Annotated in this window: 17 protein-coding genes; all 17 read left to right on the top strand. The window is 65.7% G+C overall.

Features of this window, described 5'->3' with window-relative positions; genetic code table 11:
- Nucleotides 1-3: 3 nt before the first annotated feature.
- The 17 genes from AC1DGI_RS04990 (at nt 4) to AC1DGI_RS04910 (ending at nt 17942) form a co-directional block, all read left to right on the top strand.
- Nucleotides 4-720, top strand: a complete 717-nt coding sequence (locus tag AC1DGI_RS04990) for an L-threonylcarbamoyladenylate synthase (RefSeq protein ID WP_441403006.1) — start codon at nt 4-6, stop codon at nt 718-720.
- Nucleotide 721: 1 nt separating this feature from the next.
- Nucleotides 722-1633 (top strand): glycosyltransferase, encoded by a 912-nt coding sequence (locus AC1DGI_RS04985; protein WP_441403005.1) that lies wholly within the window; start codon nt 722-724, stop codon nt 1631-1633.
- A gap of 6 nt (nt 1634-1639) precedes the next feature.
- Nucleotides 1640-2575, top strand: coding sequence for a glycosyltransferase (locus AC1DGI_RS04980; protein ID WP_476897976.1), 936 nt, complete (start codon nt 1640-1642; stop codon nt 2573-2575).
- A gap of 149 nt (nt 2576-2724) precedes the next feature.
- The gene (locus tag AC1DGI_RS04975) at nt 2725-4593 is read left to right on the top strand and encodes a polysaccharide biosynthesis protein (protein ID WP_476897975.1); all 1869 of its coding nucleotides are present in this window, start codon (nt 2725-2727) and stop codon (nt 4591-4593) included.
- Complete coding sequence (locus AC1DGI_RS04970; protein ID WP_441401222.1) at nt 4590-5615, top strand: MraY family glycosyltransferase; 1026 nt, start codon at nt 4590-4592, stop codon at nt 5613-5615. The genes AC1DGI_RS04975 and AC1DGI_RS04970 overlap by 4 nt, the downstream gene beginning before the upstream one ends.
- Before the next feature lie 81 nt (nt 5616-5696).
- Nucleotides 5697-6182, top strand: coding sequence for a Cg1360 family ATP-synthase-associated protein (locus tag AC1DGI_RS04965; protein WP_441401224.1), 486 nt, complete (start codon nt 5697-5699; stop codon nt 6180-6182).
- A gap of 413 nt (nt 6183-6595) precedes the next feature.
- Entirely contained in the window at nt 6596-7396 is an 801-nt protein-coding gene (atpB, locus tag AC1DGI_RS04960; RefSeq protein WP_441401226.1) for a F0F1 ATP synthase subunit A, read from the top strand.
- 77 nt (nt 7397-7473) lie between these two features.
- A complete protein-coding gene (gene atpE, locus AC1DGI_RS04955; RefSeq protein WP_211882710.1) occupies nt 7474-7692 on the top strand; it encodes an ATP synthase F0 subunit C in 219 nt (72 codons plus the stop codon).
- 53 nt (nt 7693-7745) lie between these two features.
- Complete coding sequence (locus AC1DGI_RS04950) at nt 7746-8297, top strand: F0F1 ATP synthase subunit B (RefSeq protein ID WP_441401228.1); 552 nt, start codon at nt 7746-7748, stop codon at nt 8295-8297.
- Nucleotides 8297-9121, top strand: coding sequence for a F0F1 ATP synthase subunit delta (locus AC1DGI_RS04945; RefSeq protein ID WP_441401230.1), 825 nt, complete (start codon nt 8297-8299; stop codon nt 9119-9121). Before AC1DGI_RS04950 ends, AC1DGI_RS04945 begins: the two co-directional genes overlap by 1 nt.
- 87 nt (nt 9122-9208) lie before the next feature.
- Complete coding sequence (atpA, locus tag AC1DGI_RS04940; RefSeq protein WP_441401232.1) at nt 9209-10846, top strand: F0F1 ATP synthase subunit alpha; 1638 nt, start codon at nt 9209-9211, stop codon at nt 10844-10846.
- A 75-nt stretch (nt 10847-10921) separates the two neighbouring features.
- Complete coding sequence (locus AC1DGI_RS04935; protein WP_476897974.1) at nt 10922-11815, top strand: F0F1 ATP synthase subunit gamma; 894 nt, start codon at nt 10922-10924, stop codon at nt 11813-11815.
- A gap of 82 nt (nt 11816-11897) precedes the next feature.
- Entirely contained in the window at nt 11898-13352 is a 1455-nt protein-coding gene (atpD, locus tag AC1DGI_RS04930; RefSeq protein WP_441401326.1) for a F0F1 ATP synthase subunit beta, read from the top strand.
- Nucleotide 13353: 1 nt separating this feature from the next.
- Nucleotides 13354-13638, top strand: a complete 285-nt coding sequence (locus AC1DGI_RS04925) for a F0F1 ATP synthase subunit epsilon (RefSeq protein WP_104172348.1) — start codon at nt 13354-13356, stop codon at nt 13636-13638.
- 10 nt (nt 13639-13648) lie between these two features.
- Nucleotides 13649-14080, top strand: a complete 432-nt coding sequence (locus AC1DGI_RS04920) for a DUF2550 domain-containing protein (RefSeq protein WP_476897973.1) — start codon at nt 13649-13651, stop codon at nt 14078-14080.
- A gap of 5 nt (nt 14081-14085) precedes the next feature.
- Entirely contained in the window at nt 14086-15456 is a 1371-nt protein-coding gene (locus AC1DGI_RS04915; RefSeq protein WP_476897972.1) for an alpha/beta hydrolase, read from the top strand.
- Nucleotides 15453-17942, top strand: coding sequence for a rhomboid family intramembrane serine protease (locus tag AC1DGI_RS04910; RefSeq protein WP_476897971.1), 2490 nt, complete (start codon nt 15453-15455; stop codon nt 17940-17942). Before AC1DGI_RS04915 ends, AC1DGI_RS04910 begins: the two co-directional genes overlap by 4 nt.
- The last annotated feature ends 98 nt before the right edge of the window (nt 17943-18040 follow it).

Below are 18040 nucleotides of genomic sequence, written 5' to 3'. Positions count from 1 at the left end.
CCAGTGACGACTAGCTACGATTGCGCGGACGCCGAACAGCGTGCCGCCGGACTCGAACACGCCCAGCGGGCCATCCGCGAACACAAGTGCGTGGTCCTCCCCACCGACACCGTGTACGGCATCGCCGCGGACGCGTTCTCCCCGCAGGCCGTGACGCTGTTGCTGGCCGCCAAGGGCCGCAGCCGGAAGATGCCGCCGCCGGTGCTGATTCCGCGGCTGAATGCCCTCGACGGCCTCGCCACCGATGTCCCGGCCGAGGCCCGCCGCCTGGCCGAGGCGTTCTGGCCCGGGGGCCTGACGCTCATCCTGCATGCCCAGCCCTCGCTGGACTGGGACCTGGGCGAGACCAGGGGCACCGTGGCCCTGCGCCTCCCGGCCGACGACGTGGCCCAGGACCTGCTCACCCTGACCGGGCCGTTGGCGGTGTCCTCCGCCAACCGGACCGGCCAGGCGGCCGCGCAGAGCGCCGCCGGGGCCGAGGCGCAACTGGCGGAGTCGGTGGAGGTCTACCTTGAGGGCGGCCACCGGCCGGTCGAAGGAGACGGGGCCGAGCCGTCCACCATTATCGATGCCACCGCCCTGCCGCTGCGCGTGGTCCGCCAGGGCGCTATCAGCCTGGAGCGGCTGCGTGAGGTGGTGCCAGGCGTGCTCGGCGCCGGCGAAGAGGCACCCGGGACCGGTGCGGAACCCGATGCCCCCGACGAATCCCCAAGGAACTGACATGCAGCCCAAAGTCGCCGTCGCGGCAGTAACTTTTGACCGCCACGAGGAGCTCGCCCTGCTGCTGAAGGGGCTGGCCGAGCAGACCGCACCGATCCACTCGATCGCCTTGGTGGACTCCGGCACCGTCCCGGCCACCGACGTCGTCACGTCCGGGGGAGCGGACAACATCAACTACCTGCGGTCCGAGGCGAACCTCGGCGGGGCCGGCGGCTTTGCGTACGCGATCCTTGCGGCGATGGCGAGCGGCGCCGAATGGATCTGGATGATGGACGACGACGGCCATCCCGAGGACGCCAGCTGCCTCGCCGAGCTGCTGAAGACCGCGGGCGAGCACCAACTCGACATCGTGAGCCCGCTGGTGGCCGCCACGGCCGACCCGAACCGGCTGTCCTTCAACTTCAGGATCAACGGCCTGCTCACCAACGACCGCTCGCGGCTGGCACCGATGGGCTACCTCCCGGACATGGTGCACTTCTTCAACGGCGCGCTGATCCGGACCGAGGTGTTCTACAAGATCGGCATCCCGGATGTGAAGTTCTTCATCCGCGGAGACGAAGTCGACTTCCTCTCGCGCGTGAAGAAGGCCGGCCTGAAATACGGCACGCTCGCCACGGTGGCTGTCCAGCACCCCGCCACCTGGACCGAGATGAAGCCGGTCTTCGGCGGGTTCATCACGCCGGTCATCCCCGAGGGCGAGTTCAAACGCTACTGCTACTTCCGCAACCGGGGCTACCTGACCCGCAAGTACCGGAACCTGCGCTGGTTCGGTGCGGACATCATCGGCTTCCCGTACTACTTCCTGAAGACCGGGGACCTCAAAGGCCTGGCGCACTGGTTCCGCGCCTACTCCACCGGTTTCCGCGGCAAGGGCTTCGGCTCACCCGCGGAACTGATGTCCGCCAACAGCTAGGCCGCCGTGGAAGACCTGTACGCCGTCGTCGTCACCTATAACCGTGCCGACTTTTTGGACAATCTGCTCAAATCCTTTGCCCGGCTCGACACCGGTCCCGCCAGGATCATCGTGGTGGACAACGCCAGCAGCGACCACACGGCCGACGTCGTGTCCCAGGCGCGCACTGCCGGCGGCCCGCCGATCGTGTACGAGCGGCTGAGCGAGAACGTCGGCGGTGCAGGCGGATTCTCCCGCGGCGTGGAATTGGCGCTGGAATCAGGTGCGGGCTGGCTGTGGCTGATGGACGACGACGTCGAGGTCCTCCCCGGCGCGGTGGATGCGCTGGAGAAGTTCACGCAGGATTACTCCTGCATCATCGGCCGCCGGTACGACGCCAACGGCAACCCCTTCTTCTGGCAGCACCACTTTGTCGAGGCGCTGGGCGTCTTCCTCCCGGTTTCGCGCGATGTTTTCCGGCATTCGGAGGTCTTCCGCACCAACGTGGGAAATTTCGAAGGCATGCTGATCAAGGCCTCGGTGGCCCGGACCATCGGGCTGCCGGATCCGCGCTTCTTCATCACCTGGGACGACGCGATCTACGGCTGGCTCGCAGCGCTGCAAACCCCGGTGGTCTACGTTAACGCGTTCGTCATCAAGAAGGTCCGGGCGCAGCGCCAGGTGGACCTGGGGCTGCGCCATCTCAACGATTCGTCTGACCTGAGCCGCCGTTACGTGATGCGGAACCGCGGGCACGTCGCCCAGTACCTGAGGGCCCACGGCAGGTTCCACCGGGCCGGTTTCGGCGCCGGGACGGCCCTGACGTTCCTGAAGGAAATCGCCCGGCTCATCCTTGTCGAACGGACCTTGAAGGGGACTGGCGCACTCTGGCAGGGGTGGCGGGAATCGCGCGCGATCCTGGCCGACCGCGGCTGGGAACCCATGCCCGCGCTGCCGGATTGACGCCCGGCCGGGGCCGCAGACCAAGGCTGCTGAGGCTGAAGCGATTACTATCGTTCTAGGCCCCGACGCCGTCCGACAGTCTTGCGGCGGGGAATTTTGTGAATCAGGCGGATGGCCGCCGTGGTACTGGAAGTCGGTTGCAAGCTCTGTTGATTACGAAATCTGAAACGCGCGATGCCGCGGCAGCCCGGGACGAGAAGCCCGCCCTCTGGATCTGGATCCAGCTCTTCCTCGACTCCATGTCGTGGGTGGTGGCGATCGTCCTGGCCTTGCTGCTGCGCTACGAGATGGGGATCCGGGCGGAACAGTTCGCCGGCGCCTTCGTCATCGCCGCGATCGCCGTCGTCGCCCAGATACTCGCCGGCTATGCCCTGGCCCTGTACCGGGGACGCTACCCGTTCGGCAGCTTCCAGGAGGCCCGGGCACTCGTCTTCGTCACCGTGATCGTGGCCGCCTCAATTACCGCGAGCCTGCTGGTGCTTTACGAGGCCATCAACATCGGCCGCAGCGTGGGCTTGATCGCTTTCCCCTTTGCCTGCCTCTTCATGGGCGCGGCCCGCTACGCCAAGCGGCTCTACGTCGAAGGCAGGACCCGGCCAGGCGACGAGGCGCAGAACACGCTGATCTACGGCGCGGGATTCCTGGGCAATTCGCTGCTCACCCGGATGCTGCAGGATCCGGAGTCCCCGTACTTCCCGGTCGGCCTGATCGATGACGACCCGGCCAAGAAACACCTGAGGCTCTCCGGCGTCCAGGTCCTCGGCCGCGGAGACGACCTCCCAGCGATCATCCGCCGAACCCGCGCCACGGTCCTGGTGCTGGCGTTCGCCCACGTCGAAGCCCCCGTGGTCCGCCGCATCTCGGACGCCGTGGCCGGCCTGAACATCCGGGTGCTGGTGCTGCCGCCGCTGCGGGACATGCTGGGCGGCGGCGCACCCGACGGCTTCTCCGATTTCCGCGACGTGGCGGTCGAAGACCTGATCGGCCGGCGGCCCGTGGACATCAAGGTCGACGAAATTGCCGGCTACATCAAGGACAAGCGGGTGCTGGTGACCGGGGCAGGTGGCTCGATCGGCTCGGAACTCTGCCGCCAGATCGTGCAGTTCGCACCCGCGGAACTGATCATGCTGGACCACGACGAGACCGGCCTGCAGCACACCCAGATCTCCATCACCGGCCGCGGCCTGCTGGCCGGCCGGGATACCGTGCTGGCCAACATCCGCGACGGCGAGGCCCTGCTGGACATCTTCGAGGACCGGCGCCCGGAAGTGGTGTTCCATGCGGCCGCCCTGAAACACGCACCGCTGCTCCAGCAGTACCCGGTCGAGGCCTGGAAGACCAACGTCTGCGGCACGCTGAACGTGCTCCGCGCCGCCCAGCAGTCCGGTGTGTCGCACTTTGTGAACATCTCCACCGACAAAGCGGCCAACCCCACCACCGCCCTCGGCCACTCCAAGCGCGTCGCGGAGAAGCTGACCGCCTGGATGGCCGGCCAGACCGCCAGCAAGTTCGTCTCCGTCCGCTTCGGCAACGTGATGGGCAGCCGCGGTTCGATGCTGCCGCTCTTCACCGAGCAGATCCGTGTCGGCGGACCCGTCACTGTCACCGACCCCGACGTGACCCGCTTCTTCATGACGATCCCGGAAGCCTGCCAGCTGGTGATCCAGGCCGGCGCCATCGGCACTGGCGGCGACGTCATGATCCTGGACATGGGGGAGCCGGTCAGGATCCTGGACGTGGCCCAGCGGATGATCGCCATGTCGGGCAAGAAAGTCGACATCATTTACACCGGGCTGCGGCCGGGGGAGAAGCTGCATGAGGAGCTGGTGGGAACCGGCGAATTGGACCAGCGCCCCCTGCATCCGAAGATTTCGCACACCCGCGCTTCCGAGCAGAACCCGGACAAGCTGGACCTCAACGTCTGGCTGGCCCGCTGCGAGGCAGAACAAGGCGCCAACATCGCCGAGATCCCCGACGACGAGGCCGACGAAACCGGACCGATCCGGGTGGCATCATGATTCCGCTGTTCCTGGTGGCGGGAATCACCCTGCTGGCCAGCCTGCTGCTTCCCCTGGCGGTCAAGCCGTGGCTGGTCCGGATGGGCGTGGTGGACATTCCGTCCGCACGGTCCTCGCACCAGAAGGCGACCATCCGCGGCATGGGCGTCGCCGCCGCGCTGGCCACCGCCGTCGGCTACCTGGCGGCCGTGCTCCTGCGCGTCGTCACCGTCGACCGGTCCGTGTTCGCCGTCGTGCTCACCATCATCGGCGCGTGTGCCGTCGTGGGCTGGATCGAGGATCTGCGCGGTCTGTCCATCCGCGGCCGGGCAGCAGCCCAGTTGGGGATCGGCGCCGTCGGCTCCGCAGCGCTCATCGTGCTCACGGCGCAGTCGTTCTGGTGGCTGCCGCTGGCGGCCGTGGCCATCGCGGCGTACGTCAACATCGCGAACTTCATGGACGGCGTCAACGGGATCTCCGGCCTGCACGGGGTCACCGCCGGCGGCGCCTATGCGGTGGCCGGCGTGCTGGCCGAACAGCCCTGGCTCACCGCCGGCGGCGCAGTGCTGGCCATGTCCTTCCTCGGCTTCCTGCCATGGAACCTGGGCCGGGGTTCGGTCTTCTTGGGCGATGTCGGCAGCTACCTGCTGGGCGCCTCGATTGCCGCCCTTGCCGTCGCGGGGTTCTTCAGCGGCGTCTATGTGGAATACGTGCTCACGCCGATCCTGGTCTACGCCGCGGACACCGGCTACACCCTGCTGCGCCGGATCAAGGCGGGGGAGCGCTGGTACGCGTCCCACCGCGAACACGTCTACCAGCGGCTCACGGACGTCGGTTTCTCGCATCTGCAATCGGCAGCCGTGGTCACGCTCTGCACTGTCGCCGTGATCGTTTTCGGCTTCATCGCGGCCACGGCCCCGCTGCCGGCCGTCGTCCTGTGCGTGGCTGGCAGCCTCCTCGTGTTGGGGCTGTACCTCGCGTCCCCGGACCTGATTCGACGGTTCCGGCGCCGGACCAAGGTCACCCGCCTCCCCGTGACCTAGCCGTGTTCTATCTCGTGTAGAATTCAGAGGCGGCCAATCGCCGCCTTCCTGCCCCTGACAGCTTCGACGATTGGGATACCCATGAGCTCCGACGCCGAGTCCGGACACACGTCCGGCACCGGATCCGTTGGTGCCTCTGGGCCCACAAAATCGCTCTGGCTGGGCTTGCTGGCGGTCAGCTCGGCGGCCGCCGCGGGCGCACTGCTGGTGACCGCTGTCATCGCCTACGTGTTCAACGGTGGCTTCGGTGCCCTGTCGAGCCTTTTCGGCGGCGCCGTGGTGATGGCGTTCTTTGCCATCAGCCTGGCGATCGGCCACTTCGTCGGACGCAACAACCCTTCCGGTGCGATCGGCATGTTTGTCGCCACCTACTTCGTGAAGGTCGTCGGCTTTGCCGTGGTGCTTTTTGTCATCGGCGCCCCCGCCTGGCTGCACGCGCGCTGGTTCCTGATCGGCGCCGTCGTGAGCGTGGTCGCCTGGCAGGCGGCCGAGATCATCGGCTTTGCCAAGGCGCGGCTGCAAATCTACAATGACCCCGAATCCCCGGAAGGCGGCCCTCGTGTTTAGCCGCAAGAACGCGTCCAATGACGGATCCCGGACCCCCCGAAGGACCGGCGGTGCTCCCGGCGTGTCGCAGGACGGCAACGACGGCGGATACAACGCCGGAATCGCTGTGTTTAGCTACATTGTTGGCGGAATCATCGTCTGGAGTTTGATAGGGTGGGGTCTGGATAATCTGTGGGGAACCCGCTGGATTGTGCTCGCAGGCGCTCTGCTTGGAGCCGCGGGAGGGTTCTATCTTTCCCATATGCACGGCCTCACCAGTCAACGAACTTCGACTGGCGAAGACGGCGCTGCAGGTGGCCCGTCCAAGGACGCGGAACAGTAATGCCAAAAAATTTCACAGGGGGAATGATTGACAGGAATGTCGCCGCTCCCCGCCCAACGCCCAATGATGGACACTGCAGAGAGGAAACGCGTTGATCGCGCTTGCGCTCCCGGCCCAAGATTCAGGAGAATTCACTCCTCCTGGAATTGAACAATTGCACCTGCCGGCTATTCTGCCCTGGGGTGCGGCCGAAGGATTCTCCAAGCAGATGCTGCTGGTAATCCTCTCGGTCGTCATTATCGCCACCTTCTTCGTGATCGCTGCGCGTAAGCAGCAGCTCGTTCCCGGCAAGCTGCAGTACGCCGGCGAAGCCGCCTACGGCTTCGTCCGCAACGGCATCGCCAAGGACATCATCGGCGGCAAAGACTTCATCAAGTACGTCCCGCTGCTGTTCAGCCTGTTCTTCTTCATCCTGGTGAACAACATCTACGGCGCCATCCCGGTCATCCAGCTCCCGAGCTTCTCGCACGTCGGCGGCGCCTATGTGCTCGCCGGCATCGTCTACGTGACCTGGATCGTCATCGGCATCAAGAAGAACGGCCTGAAGTACTTCAAGCTGGCCACCGTGCCGAGCGGCGTACCGATCTACATCCTCCCGATCGTGATTCCGATCGAGATCATCTCCAACTTCCTGGTCCGGCCCGTGACGCACAGCCTCCGTCTGTTCGCCACCATGCTGGCCGGCCACCTGATCGTAATGATCGCCGGTTCCGGCATCGAGTTCCTCGTGATGCAGGAGAACGTCCTGCTGAAGGGCGCCTCGGTGCTGGTCCTGGCGGGCTCGCTGGCGATGTACATGCTGGAGGCGCTGATCATGGCGCTGCAGGCCTACGTCTTCACGCTGCTGACCGCGATCTACATCGAAGGCGCACTGCACGCCGACAGCCACTAAGGCACCCACAAACTTCCCCTTGGGGATGAAGCAACCCAAACAACCTGCCACCTGGATGGCATCTTGAAAGGAAAACCATGAACGGCTCCATCAACGGCTCCCTCAACCTCATCGGCTACGGCCTCTCCGCTATCGGCGGTGGTATCGGTGTGGGTCTGGTGTTCGCTGCCTACATCAACGGCGTGGCACGTCAGCCGGAAGCCCAGCGCGTCCTGCAGCCGATCGCATTCCTCGGCCTTGCGCTGACTGAAGCCCTCGCCATCCTCGGCCTGGTCTTCGCGTTCGTTCTCAAGTAAACCTTCAGAACCCAGCGAACATCCAGAACCGAGTAGATAAGGACGGGTGAAATATGAAGCAGCTGATCATCTCAGCCGCCACCGAGGGTGATACAAACCCCCTCGTTCCCAACATCTGGGAGATGTTTGTCGTCCTCGTAGGCTTTGCTGTCCTCCTGTTCATCGTGACGAAGTATGTTGTCCCGATGTTCGAGAAGAACTTCGCAGAGCGTGCCGAGGCCATTGAAGGCGGCATTGCCAAGGCCGAAAAGGCTCAGGCAGAGGCTTCTGCAGCACTCGAAGAGTACAAGCAGCAGCTCACCGACGCCCGCACCGAGGCCAACCGCATCCGCGAAGAAGCCCGTGGCGAAGGCGCCCAGATCCTGGCGGATCTGAAGGAGAAGGCAGCTGCTGAGTCTGCCCGCATCACCGCGCAGGCACACGCGCAGATCGAATCCGAGCGCCAGGCGGCCGTCGTGTCGCTCCGCGCCGAGGTCGGCACGCTGGCTACCACGCTGGCGAGCCGCATCGTTGGYGAAGCGCTCACGGATGATGCGCGTTCGGCCCGTGTGGTCGACCGTTTCCTGGCAGATCTGGAGAACCAGAACGCAGGTGCAGCTAAGTAATGGCAGGTGTATCGAGCGAATCGCTGACCGCGGCACTCGTCGCGTTGGAGGCCAAGCTTCCCAACGCGTCGCTGCAGTTGGCTACGGAACTCTTCGGAATCCTGGGAACGGTGGACAGCTCGGCTGGTTTGCGCCGTGCCCTGACTGACCCGTCCCGCAGCGGTGACGAAAAGTCGGCGCTGGTCAAGCAGCTCTTCAGCGGAAAAGTTTCCGCTGAAGCTGTGGAGATCGCGGGCGGGCTGGCCAGTTCACGCTGGGCGTCGGCACGTGACATCGGCGATGCACTCGAGACTCTTGCCGCTTCGGTGGTAATTGCCGTTGCAGAAAACAAGTCGGCAGTCTCTGCCTCCGGCATCACCGGACTGGAAGCGCTGGAGAACGATTTGTTCTCCTTCAACCAGGCCGTCGATTCCAGCCACGAGGTTCAGCGTGCCCTGTCCGAGCCGCAGGCGAGCCAGGCCGCCAAGGTGGCCCTCGCCGACAAGCTCGTGCCCGGTGCAAGCGCGGAAGCGAAAGTCCTTATTGGACAGGCTGTTTCGCAGCCCCGCGGGCTCAAGGTCACCAAGCTGGTCAGCCGTTTTGCCGAGCTGGCAGCCAAGCGCCAGCAGCGCTGGATAGCTACGGTCAGTGTCACCCGTCCGTTGACGGAGGCCCAGGCCAGTCGGCTGCAGACAGGGCTCAACGCCCTGTACGGCCGCGAGCTCAAGATCAACATGAACGTTGACCCGGCTCTGATCGGTGGCATCCGGATCCAGATTGGCGACGAAGTGGTTGACGCTTCGGTCCTCGCCCGCCTGGGCCAGCTCCAGCGTCAGATTGCCTAGTCAGCCGGACAAGCACAACTTACCGACAAGAAACCCCGGTCATCGTGAGCAACGATGATCACGAAAACAGGAGAGCAGGGACTGCAGATGGCCGAATTGACCATCAACGCCGACGACGTCCGTAATGCGTTGAACGAGTTCGCGGCGTCCTACGAACCCGGAAACGCGGAGCGCGTAGAGGTTGGCCGTGTAACGACCGCAGGTGACGGCATCGCCCGTGTTGAGGGCCTTCCCTCGGTCATGGCGAACGAGCTGCTTCGCTTCGAAGACGGCACCCTGGGCCTGGCCCAGAACCTCGACGTCCGCGAGATCGGTGTCATCATTCTTGGTGACTTCACCGGCATCGAAGAAGGCCAGGAAGTGCACCGCACCGGACAGGTTCTGTCCGTTCCGGTCGGCGATGCCTTCCTCGGCCGCGTGGTTGACCCGCTGGGCCAGCCCATCGACGACCTCGGCGACATCAAGGCCGAAACTACGCGTGCCCTGGAACTTCAGGCGCCCGGCGTGACCCAGCGCAAGTCGGTGCACGAGCCGATGCAGACCGGTCTCAAGGCTATCGACGCCATGATCCCGATCGGCCGCGGCCAGCGCCAGCTGATCATCGGTGACCGCCAGACCGGCAAGTCGGCTATCGCCATCGACACGATCATCAACCAGAAGGCCAACTGGGCTTCCGGCGACGTGAACAAGCAGGTGCGCTGCATCTACGTCGCAATCGGCCAGAAGGCGTCCACCATCGCGGCTGTCCGCCAGACGCTGGAGGACAACGGCGCCCTGGAGTACACGACCATCGTGGCTTCCCCCGCGTCCGACCCCGCCGGCTTCAAGTACCTCGCACCGTACGCCGGCTCGGCCATCGGCCAGCACTGGATGTACGGCGGCAAGCACGTCCTCATCGTGTTCGATGACCTCTCCAAGCAGGCCGAGGCCTACCGTGCCGTGTCGCTGCTGCTGCGCCGCCCGCCGGGACGCGAAGCCTACCCGGGCGACGTCTTCTACTTGCACTCCCGTCTGCTTGAGCGTTGTGCCAAGCTCTCCGACGAGCTGGGCGCGGGCTCGATGACCGGCCTGCCGCTGATCGAGACCAAGGCGAACGACGTGTCGGCCTACATCCCGACCAACGTCATCTCCATCACCGACGGCCAGATCTTCCTGCAGTCGGACCTCTTCAACGCCAACCAGCGTCCCGCAGTCGACGTCGGCGTGTCCGTCTCCCGTGTCGGTGGTGCCGCGCAGGTCAAGTCGATGAAGAAGGTCTCCGGCACCTTGAAGCTGGAACTGGCGCAGTACCGCGACATGCAGGCCTTCGCGATGTTCGCGTCGGACCTCGACGCCGCATCGCGCCAGCAGCTGACCCGTGGCGCCCGCCTGATGGAACTGCTCAAGCAGGGCCAGTACTCGCCGTTCCCGGTCGAGAACCAGGTCGTCTCCATCTGGGCCGGCACCAACGGCTACCTCGACGAGGTACCGGTTGAAGACATCAACCGCTTCGAGACCGAGTTCCTGGAACACCTCAAGCACAAGTCCTCGATCCTGACGACGCTGGCGCAGACCAACGTCATGGACGATGACACGGCGGAGGCGCTGAAGACCGCGATTGTGGACTTCAAGAAGGGCTTCTTCGGCGAGGGCGACAGCTACCTGGTCGGCGCGGGTCACGAGGAGCACGCCGCGATCGGCGAGGACCAGGTCGATCAGGAAAAAATCGTCAAGCAGAAGCGCTAGTTTCGCTGGCAGGGACTGCCGGACCCCCTCGGGTTCCGGCAGTCCCGGCCACCGGGATCTTAGGAAAGGATAAGTATGGGAGCCCAGATTCGGGTCTACCGCCAGAAGATCAGCTCGACGACGTCGATGCGCAAGATCTTCAAGGCGATGGAACTGATCGCTACCTCGCGCATCGGCAAGGCCCGCGCACGCGTAGCGGCTTCACTGCCTTACGCAAACGCGATCACGCGCGCCGTTTCTGCTGTCGCAAGCCAGAGCGAAATCGACCACCCGCTGGTCACCGAGCCGGAGCAGATCCGCCGCGCCGCCGTCCTGGTCATCACCTCCGACCGCGGCCTGGCAGGGTCCTACTCGGCCACCGTGCTCAAGCAGGCGGAAGGTCTCGCCGAGCTGCTCATTGAGGAAGGCAAGGAAGTCAAGACGTACGTCATGGGCCGCAAGGCACAGGCTTACTTCGACTTCCGGAACCGCCCCTACGAACGGGTGTGGACCGGCAACACCGACGCACCGGAGTTCGAGACGGCGCGTGAAGTCGGCGAGGCACTCCTCGCAGACTTCGCCACGGCCTACGAAGAGGGCGGCGTCGACGAGATCCACGTCGTCTACACCCGCTTCAAGTCCATGGTGACGCAGGAGCCGACGGTCATCCGCCTGCTCCCGCTCGAGGTCGTTGAAGAGCAGGCCGCCTCCGAATCGGAGCTCCTGCCGCTTTACGAGTTTGAGCCGGAGACGGAGCAGGTTCTCGATGCCCTGCTGCCGCGCTACATCGAGTCACGTATCTTCGCCGCCATGTTGCAGGCAGCAGCTTCCGAGCTCGCAGCCCGCCAGCGCGCGATGAAGTCCGCCGGTGACAATGCCACGGACCTCATCAAGAAGTACACGCGTCTGCGCAACACTGCCCGCCAGGCTGAAATTACGCAGGAGCTTTCCGAAATCGTGGCAGGCGCCGACGCGTTGAACGCGTCCTAGCCGGCCCCCTTCGGACCCAGCTGTACCTGCACCAAAGAACAAACTTAACCGCCCACGCCATCTACTGAGTGAAGTGAGAGAGATGACTGCCACTGCTACCGAACACGTAGCCGCAACGTCCGGTGCATCCGGCCGTATTGCACGTGTTATTGGCCCGGTTGTCGACGTCGAATTCCCGGCTGACGCAATCCCCTCGATTTACAACGCACTCACCACGGAGATTACTCTCAACGGTGAGACCAAGACCATCACCTTTGAAGTTGCGCTGCACCTCGGCGACAACCTCATCCGCGCCATCTCGCTGCAGGCGACCGACGGCCTGGTCCGCGGCACCAACGTGGTTGACACCGGTGCCCCGATCTCCGTGCCGGTCGGCGACGGCGTCAAGGGCCACATCTTCAACGTCCTGGGCCAGCCCCTGGACGTCACGGAGGCCGAGCTCGAGACGACCGAGCGCTGGCCGATCCACCGCAAGGCCCCGGCCTTCGCGACGCTCGAGGGTTCCACCGAGATGCTGGAAACCGGTATCAAGGTGATCGACCTTCTCACCCCGTACATCAAGGGTGGCAAGATCGGCCTGTTCGGCGGTGCCGGTGTCGGCAAGACCGTGCTGATCCAGGAAATGATCACCCGTGTTGCCCGCAACTTCGGCGGCACCTCGGTGTTCGCCGGCGTTGGCGAGCGTACCCGTGAAGGCAACGACCTCTGGGTCGAAATGGAAGAGGCCGGCGTCCTCAAGGACACCGCCCTTGTCTTCGGCCAGATGGATGAGCCGCCGGGAACGCGTCTGCGCGTGGCCCTGTCCGCGCTGACCATGGCGGAGTACTTCCGCGATGTGCAGAACCAGGACGTGCTGCTCTTCATCGACAACATCTTCCGCTTCACGCAGGCAGGTTCCGAGGTTTCCACCCTCCTCGGCCGCATGCCGTCCGCCGTGGGCTACCAGCCCAACCTGGCTGACGAGATGGGCCTCCTGCAGGAGCGCATCACGTCCACCAAGGGCCACTCCATCACCTCGATGCAGGCCATCTACGTTCCCGCAGATGACTACACCGACCCGGCCCCGGCCACCACCTTCGCACACCTCGACGCGACCACGGAACTGTCCCGTGAAATCGCCTCCCGTGGTCTGTACCCGGCCGTTGACCCGCTGTCGTCGACGTCCCGCATCCTGGATCCGCAGTACATCGGACACGACCACTACAACACGGCCGTCCGGGTCAAGCAGATCCTGCAGAAGAACAAGGAACTCCAGGACATCATCGCCATCCTCGGTGTCGATGAGCTCTCCGAAGAAGACAAGATCGTCGTGTCGCGGGCACGCCGCATCCAGCAGTTCCTCTCGCAGAACACCTACACCGCAAAGCAGTTCACCGGCGTCGAAGGCTCCACCGTGTCCATCAAGGACACCGTGGAAGGCTTCACCGCGATCTGCGACGGCGACCTCGACCACATCGCAGAGCAGGCGTTCTTCAACGTCGGCGGCCTGGATGACGTTGAGCGCCAGTGGGCCAAGATCCAGGAACAGACCAAGTAATATGGCCGAGCTTGAGGTTGAGATTGTCGCAGCGGACCACTTCGTGTGGTCCGGAGCGGCCAAGATGGTCAAGGCCCGCACCAGCGATGGTGAAATCGGAATCCTGCCCGGCCACTCGCCCCTGCTGGCGATTCTGGCCGAAGGTGAACTGGCGATCGAGCCGGTGTCCGGTGACCGTATTGCTGTAGTTGTCGACGGCGGCTTCTTCTCCGTCGACAACAACAGGGTCGTCATTGTTGCTGACAACGCCCAAATGGGCGACGCGGCTACTGCGGGGATCCGCTAGCCCTACCTTGATGAACGTTACTGGTTTTCCGTTCATCGCACTGGCAACCGTGTTTGCGTTGCTGGTCTTTACACTGTGCCTATCCGGGGTGCGCCGCTTCAACTTGCGGCGCGCCCTGGGCACGGTGGACGCCTCCATCTGCGTGGCTGGAAACAGCTGGCAGATGGGGGTTTGTCGTTATCAGGACAATGACCTGGAATGGTTCCGGCTCGCCTCGCTCAGCGTGCGGCCGAAGCACACCTTCCGCCGCAGCTCGCTGGAGCTGACCGGCCGCCGTCAACCCACCGAATCCGAATTGGTCAAGGTGCAACCCGAGACCGTGATCGTCGAGCTGCGCTATGAGGGCCAGGATGTTCTGCTGGCCATGAGGTTCGACGCCTACACCGGCCTCTCGTCCTGGCTCGAGGCCGGCCCGGTCGTCGGCGTCGGCACCTGGCGCTAGTCCCGGTGGACTTCATCGAGGACATCAGGCTGGTCGACGGTCCGGTGGTGTGGACCGCCTGGCTGGCCGGCGCGGCCGGCATGGCCTACCTGTTGTGGCGGAGCGGCCGTCGCCACACGATCAGTGCCTCCGCAGTGGTGATTGCCGCGGCCCTCATGGTTTCGGCCGCCCTCGTGGCGGGGAGCCACCTGCTGCTGATTTACGTTCTCTCCGTCTTCCCCGAGGAGCTTCCCTGGGAGACCCTGGTCTGGAGCGTCCCGGCCGTGGCGGCGCTGCTGCTGTGGTTGCTCCGGCTGCACGGCATCTGGGGACGCAGGCCCTTCCTCGCGAGCATCCCGCGCCCCGCGTTGCCGGTGGTGCACCGCGTCCGTTCGACCGCCGTGGCGTCCGCCGCCCTGCTGGGTGTCGTGGCGCTTTCCGCGGTGCAGATCAACGCCTACTTCGGGCTGAACCACACCGTCAGCGACGTGACGGGGACCGCCTTGGCCCGGATCCCTGTTCTGGAGGACGCGCTCAAGCGCCAGCCGGGGGAGAGCACCCCGGAAAGCCTGTCCGTCTGGGCGCCGCCGGCGGGCCTGCCCGCTGAAGGGGCCCTCCGGAAGGCCAGCATTCCCGGCACGGTTTCCGGCTTCCGCAGCCGGGACGCCTATATTTACCTACCGCCGGCCTATCAGAGCTCACTCCGGCCGGCCCTTCCGGTGCTGGTGCTCTTCTCCGGCCAGCCCGGAGCCCCCGCGGACTGGCTGACCGGGGGCGCCCTGCGGAGCCGGATGGACCGCTTCGCCGCCGGCCACGGCGGTGTCTCGCCGGTGGTGGTCGTGGTCGATCCCAACGGCACCGCCGGCGGCAATACGCTGTGCATGGACAGCCGCATCGCCCAGGCCGACACCTTCCTGGCACAGGACGTGCCGGCGTGGATCCGAGGCACGCTCGACGTCGACCCCGACCCGCAGCAATGGGCCGCCGGCGGCTTCTCCTTCGGTGCCACCTGCGCCATGCAGATGGTGACCCGGCATCCCGACATCTACAGCGCGGCCCTGGCGTTTTCAAGCGAGAAGGAGCCGGCCATCGCCAAGGAGCGGCACAAGACCGTTGACGCGGCCTTCGGCGGCGACACCGCCGCTTTCGACCGGTTGACGCCGCTGCGCGTGATGCAGGACCGCCGCTTCGACGGCAAGGCGATCTACTTCGGGGCCGGCGACCGGGACCCGGAGTTTGTGGAGTACATGGCGCTGCTCGCCGGCGCTGCCCGGGGTGCCGGGTTCACCGTCGAAGCCCACAAGATCGCCAACGCCGGCCACTCCTGGGAGACCGCCTCCAGGGGCCTGCCGGGCGGGCTGGACTTTCTCGCGGCGCGCTGGGGGATTCAGCTGTGACCGCCCTGCGCGGTGTCTGGGTCCGGTTCCGGCAGCTTCCCTTCACGCTGTCGGTGCTCGCGGTCTTCCTGTTCACGGCGGCGGCCACCGGCAGCTTCCTGGACGGTCCGCCGGAGTCGATGCTGAACGTAGCCTCCGTCAGCGCCCAGGGGCTGCAGGAGGGCCGTTGGTGGACGATGTTCACCTCGCTGTTCTTTGCGACCAACCCGCTGGCGTACCTGGCGGCGTCGCTCATGATCTTGGTCCTGCTGGGGGCCGCCGAACGGCAGCTCGGCTCGGTCCGCACCGCCGCATTCTTCTTCGCGGGCCAGTTCGGGGCCGTGTCGCTGTTCCTGCTCGTTACCCAGCTGGCCCGCTTCGCCGGCGACGGCTGGCTGGGCCTGATGGTGGATGCCCCGCTGATCGGACCGTACGCGGCCATTCTCGCGGCGGTCCTGGCCGCCTGCGGGCTGCTGCCCACGCTGTGGCAGCGGCGGCTGCGGACCGCTGTGGTGTCCGGGGCCGTGTTGCTGGTCCTCTATGTTGGCCACCCGGAAACCGTCGTGGGCCTGGCCGGCGCCGTGGTCGGGCTGCTAGCGGGCTGGTGGTTGCAGGGGGACAAGGGCAACTTGCACCGGCACCGCTCCACCGGCCGCGAGACCCGGAATCTGCTGGCACTGACCGTCGCCATCTTCGCCGTCGGCCCGATCCTCACCGCTGCCGTACGGACCCCCACCGGACCGCTTGCGCTGCTGCGCGACGTCGTCCTCAATCCGCTGCCCACGCTGACCCAGCTGGAGCAGAACTGCGGCGGCGCCGTGGACGTCAGTTGCCTCGAGACCGGCCAGCCGGGCTTTGCCGGCCCGCTGGGCCTGGCGCTGGCGGTGGTGCCTGTGGTGCTGCTGCTGATTTGCGCGGACGGCATGCGGCACGGCAGGCAGCTCGCGCTTCGCATCGCCGTTTTGGTCCAGCTGGCAGTCACCGCCCTGGCCTCCGTCTACCTGGCGCTGTTTGCCAGGATCCCGCACTACCCCAACCGGCCGCACACCGCGCTGATGGGCTCCGGCTTTGTCCACGTCCTGCCGTTGGTGGCCGTGCCGCTGGCACTGGTGCTCCTCCTCGTCGCCAACCGGCATCTGTTCCGGGTCGAAACCACGCACCGGGCCCGCCGCATCCTGGGGCTGGCCATCGGGGGGACCTTCCTGGTGCTCGCGGGCGGCTACGCCGGGGCCTGGTTTGCCGCCGGCGGGCTGGACCGCGACGGCGGCTGGCTGGGTCTTGCCGCGGAATTGGCCCGGCAGTACCTGCCGCTGCCCATTCCCGGCGCCTACAGCCGCGTCTTCCTGCATCGCAACGCCGTCGAGGCCTTCCTGTTCGCCTACTCGGGGATCGCCTTCTGGGTGGTGGCGCTGGTCGGTGTCTGGCTGGTGCTGCTGCGCCGGTCGCACGGCAGCGACGCCGGAACCGCGGACCGGGACGTGGTGCGCCGGTTGATTAGGCAGGGCGGCGATACCCTGTCCTGGATGGCGCTCTGGGAGCCGAACAAATACTGGTTCAGCCCGGGGCAGCGGGGGGCTGTGGCGTACCAGCAGCACGGCAACGTGGCGCTGACGCTTGCCGGCCCGCTCGGTCCGGCCGAGCGGCGCGGGGAAACGGCGGCGCAGTTCCTGGACTATTGTGCCGAGAACGCCCTCATTCCCTGCTTCTACTCGTGCACCGACGAGCTCTGGCCCATGCTCCAGGCACGCGGTTACCGGCGGTTGGCGGTGGCGCAGGAAACCCAGCTCGGCCTGCGCGAGCTCACGTTCAAGGGCAAGGAATGGCAGAACGTGCGTACGGCACTGAACCGCGCCGCCAAGACCGGCGTGCACGCGGTCTGGGGCCGCTACGCCGATTTGTCCCCCTCGCTGCGTGCACAGTTGAGTGAACTGTCCGAAGAATGGGCCGCGCGCAAGCCGGTCCCGGAAATGGGGTTCACGCTGGGCGGCCTGGACGAGCTGGCGGACCGCGAGGTGCTGTGCTGCCTCGCCGTGGACGGCAAGGGCCGCGTTCAGGGCGTCACGAGCTGGCTGCCGGTGTACGACCGGGGGGTCCTGGTCAGCTGGACGCTGGACTTTATGCGCCGGCGCACCGACGCCTTCCCCGGGGTGATGGAATTCCTGATTGCCTCCGCAGTGGGGGAACTGCGTAATTCCGTGGAGACCATTTCACTTTCTGGCTCCCCGCTGGCCACGGAGGAATTGTCGGAGGAATCCGGAGACGATGCAAAGCCGGCCGAAGGACTCGCCGGAATTCTGGACGTGGTGGCCCGTGCCCTGGAACCGGTGTACGGATTCCGCTCCCTCGCCGTGTTTAAATCGAGGTTCAAGCCGGAATACCGCACCTTGTACCTGTACTACCAGGACCCGCTGCAACTGCCGGCAATCGGCCGCGCGCTGAGCCGGGCGTACCTTCCCGACCTTTCGGTACGCCAGAGCGCGCGCCTGCTGCGGACGCTCGTCAGCTAAGCCAATTGCGGGCGGAGAATTCGTTGCCGGGCAAAAAAGAAATGACCCCCGGCAACAAGGCCGGGGATCATTCTTAGAGCAGAGGCCGCCGGGGGGCA

This window comes from Arthrobacter sp. 05N428_2 (genome assembly GCF_056397065.1).
The sequence above is the reverse complement of the archived record's forward strand: the minus strand, read 5'-3'. Positions and strand labels throughout refer to the sequence as shown.

Coding starts and splice junctions, on each gene's coding strand:
- AC1DGI_RS04935 (WP_476897974.1), top strand. CDS start 10,922: ATGGGAGCCCAGATTCGGGTCTACCGCCAGAAGATCAGCTCGACGACG.
- AC1DGI_RS04970 (WP_441401222.1), top strand. CDS start 4,590: ATGATTCCGCTGTTCCTGGTGGCGGGAATCACCCTGCTGGCCAGCCTG.
- atpE (WP_211882710.1), top strand. CDS start 7,474: ATGAACGGCTCCATCAACGGCTCCCTCAACCTCATCGGCTACGGCCTC.
- atpD (WP_441401326.1), top strand. CDS start 11,898: ATGACTGCCACTGCTACCGAACACGTAGCCGCAACGTCCGGTGCATCC.
- AC1DGI_RS04925 (WP_104172348.1), top strand. CDS start 13,354: ATGGCCGAGCTTGAGGTTGAGATTGTCGCAGCGGACCACTTCGTGTGG.
- AC1DGI_RS04920 (WP_476897973.1), top strand. CDS start 13,649: ATGAACGTTACTGGTTTTCCGTTCATCGCACTGGCAACCGTGTTTGCG.
- AC1DGI_RS04945 (WP_441401230.1), top strand. CDS start 8,297: ATGGCAGGTGTATCGAGCGAATCGCTGACCGCGGCACTCGTCGCGTTG.
- atpA (WP_441401232.1), top strand. CDS start 9,209: ATGGCCGAATTGACCATCAACGCCGACGACGTCCGTAATGCGTTGAAC.
- AC1DGI_RS04965 (WP_441401224.1), top strand. CDS start 5,697: ATGAGCTCCGACGCCGAGTCCGGACACACGTCCGGCACCGGATCCGTT.
- AC1DGI_RS04985 (WP_441403005.1), top strand. CDS start 722: ATGCAGCCCAAAGTCGCCGTCGCGGCAGTAACTTTTGACCGCCACGAG.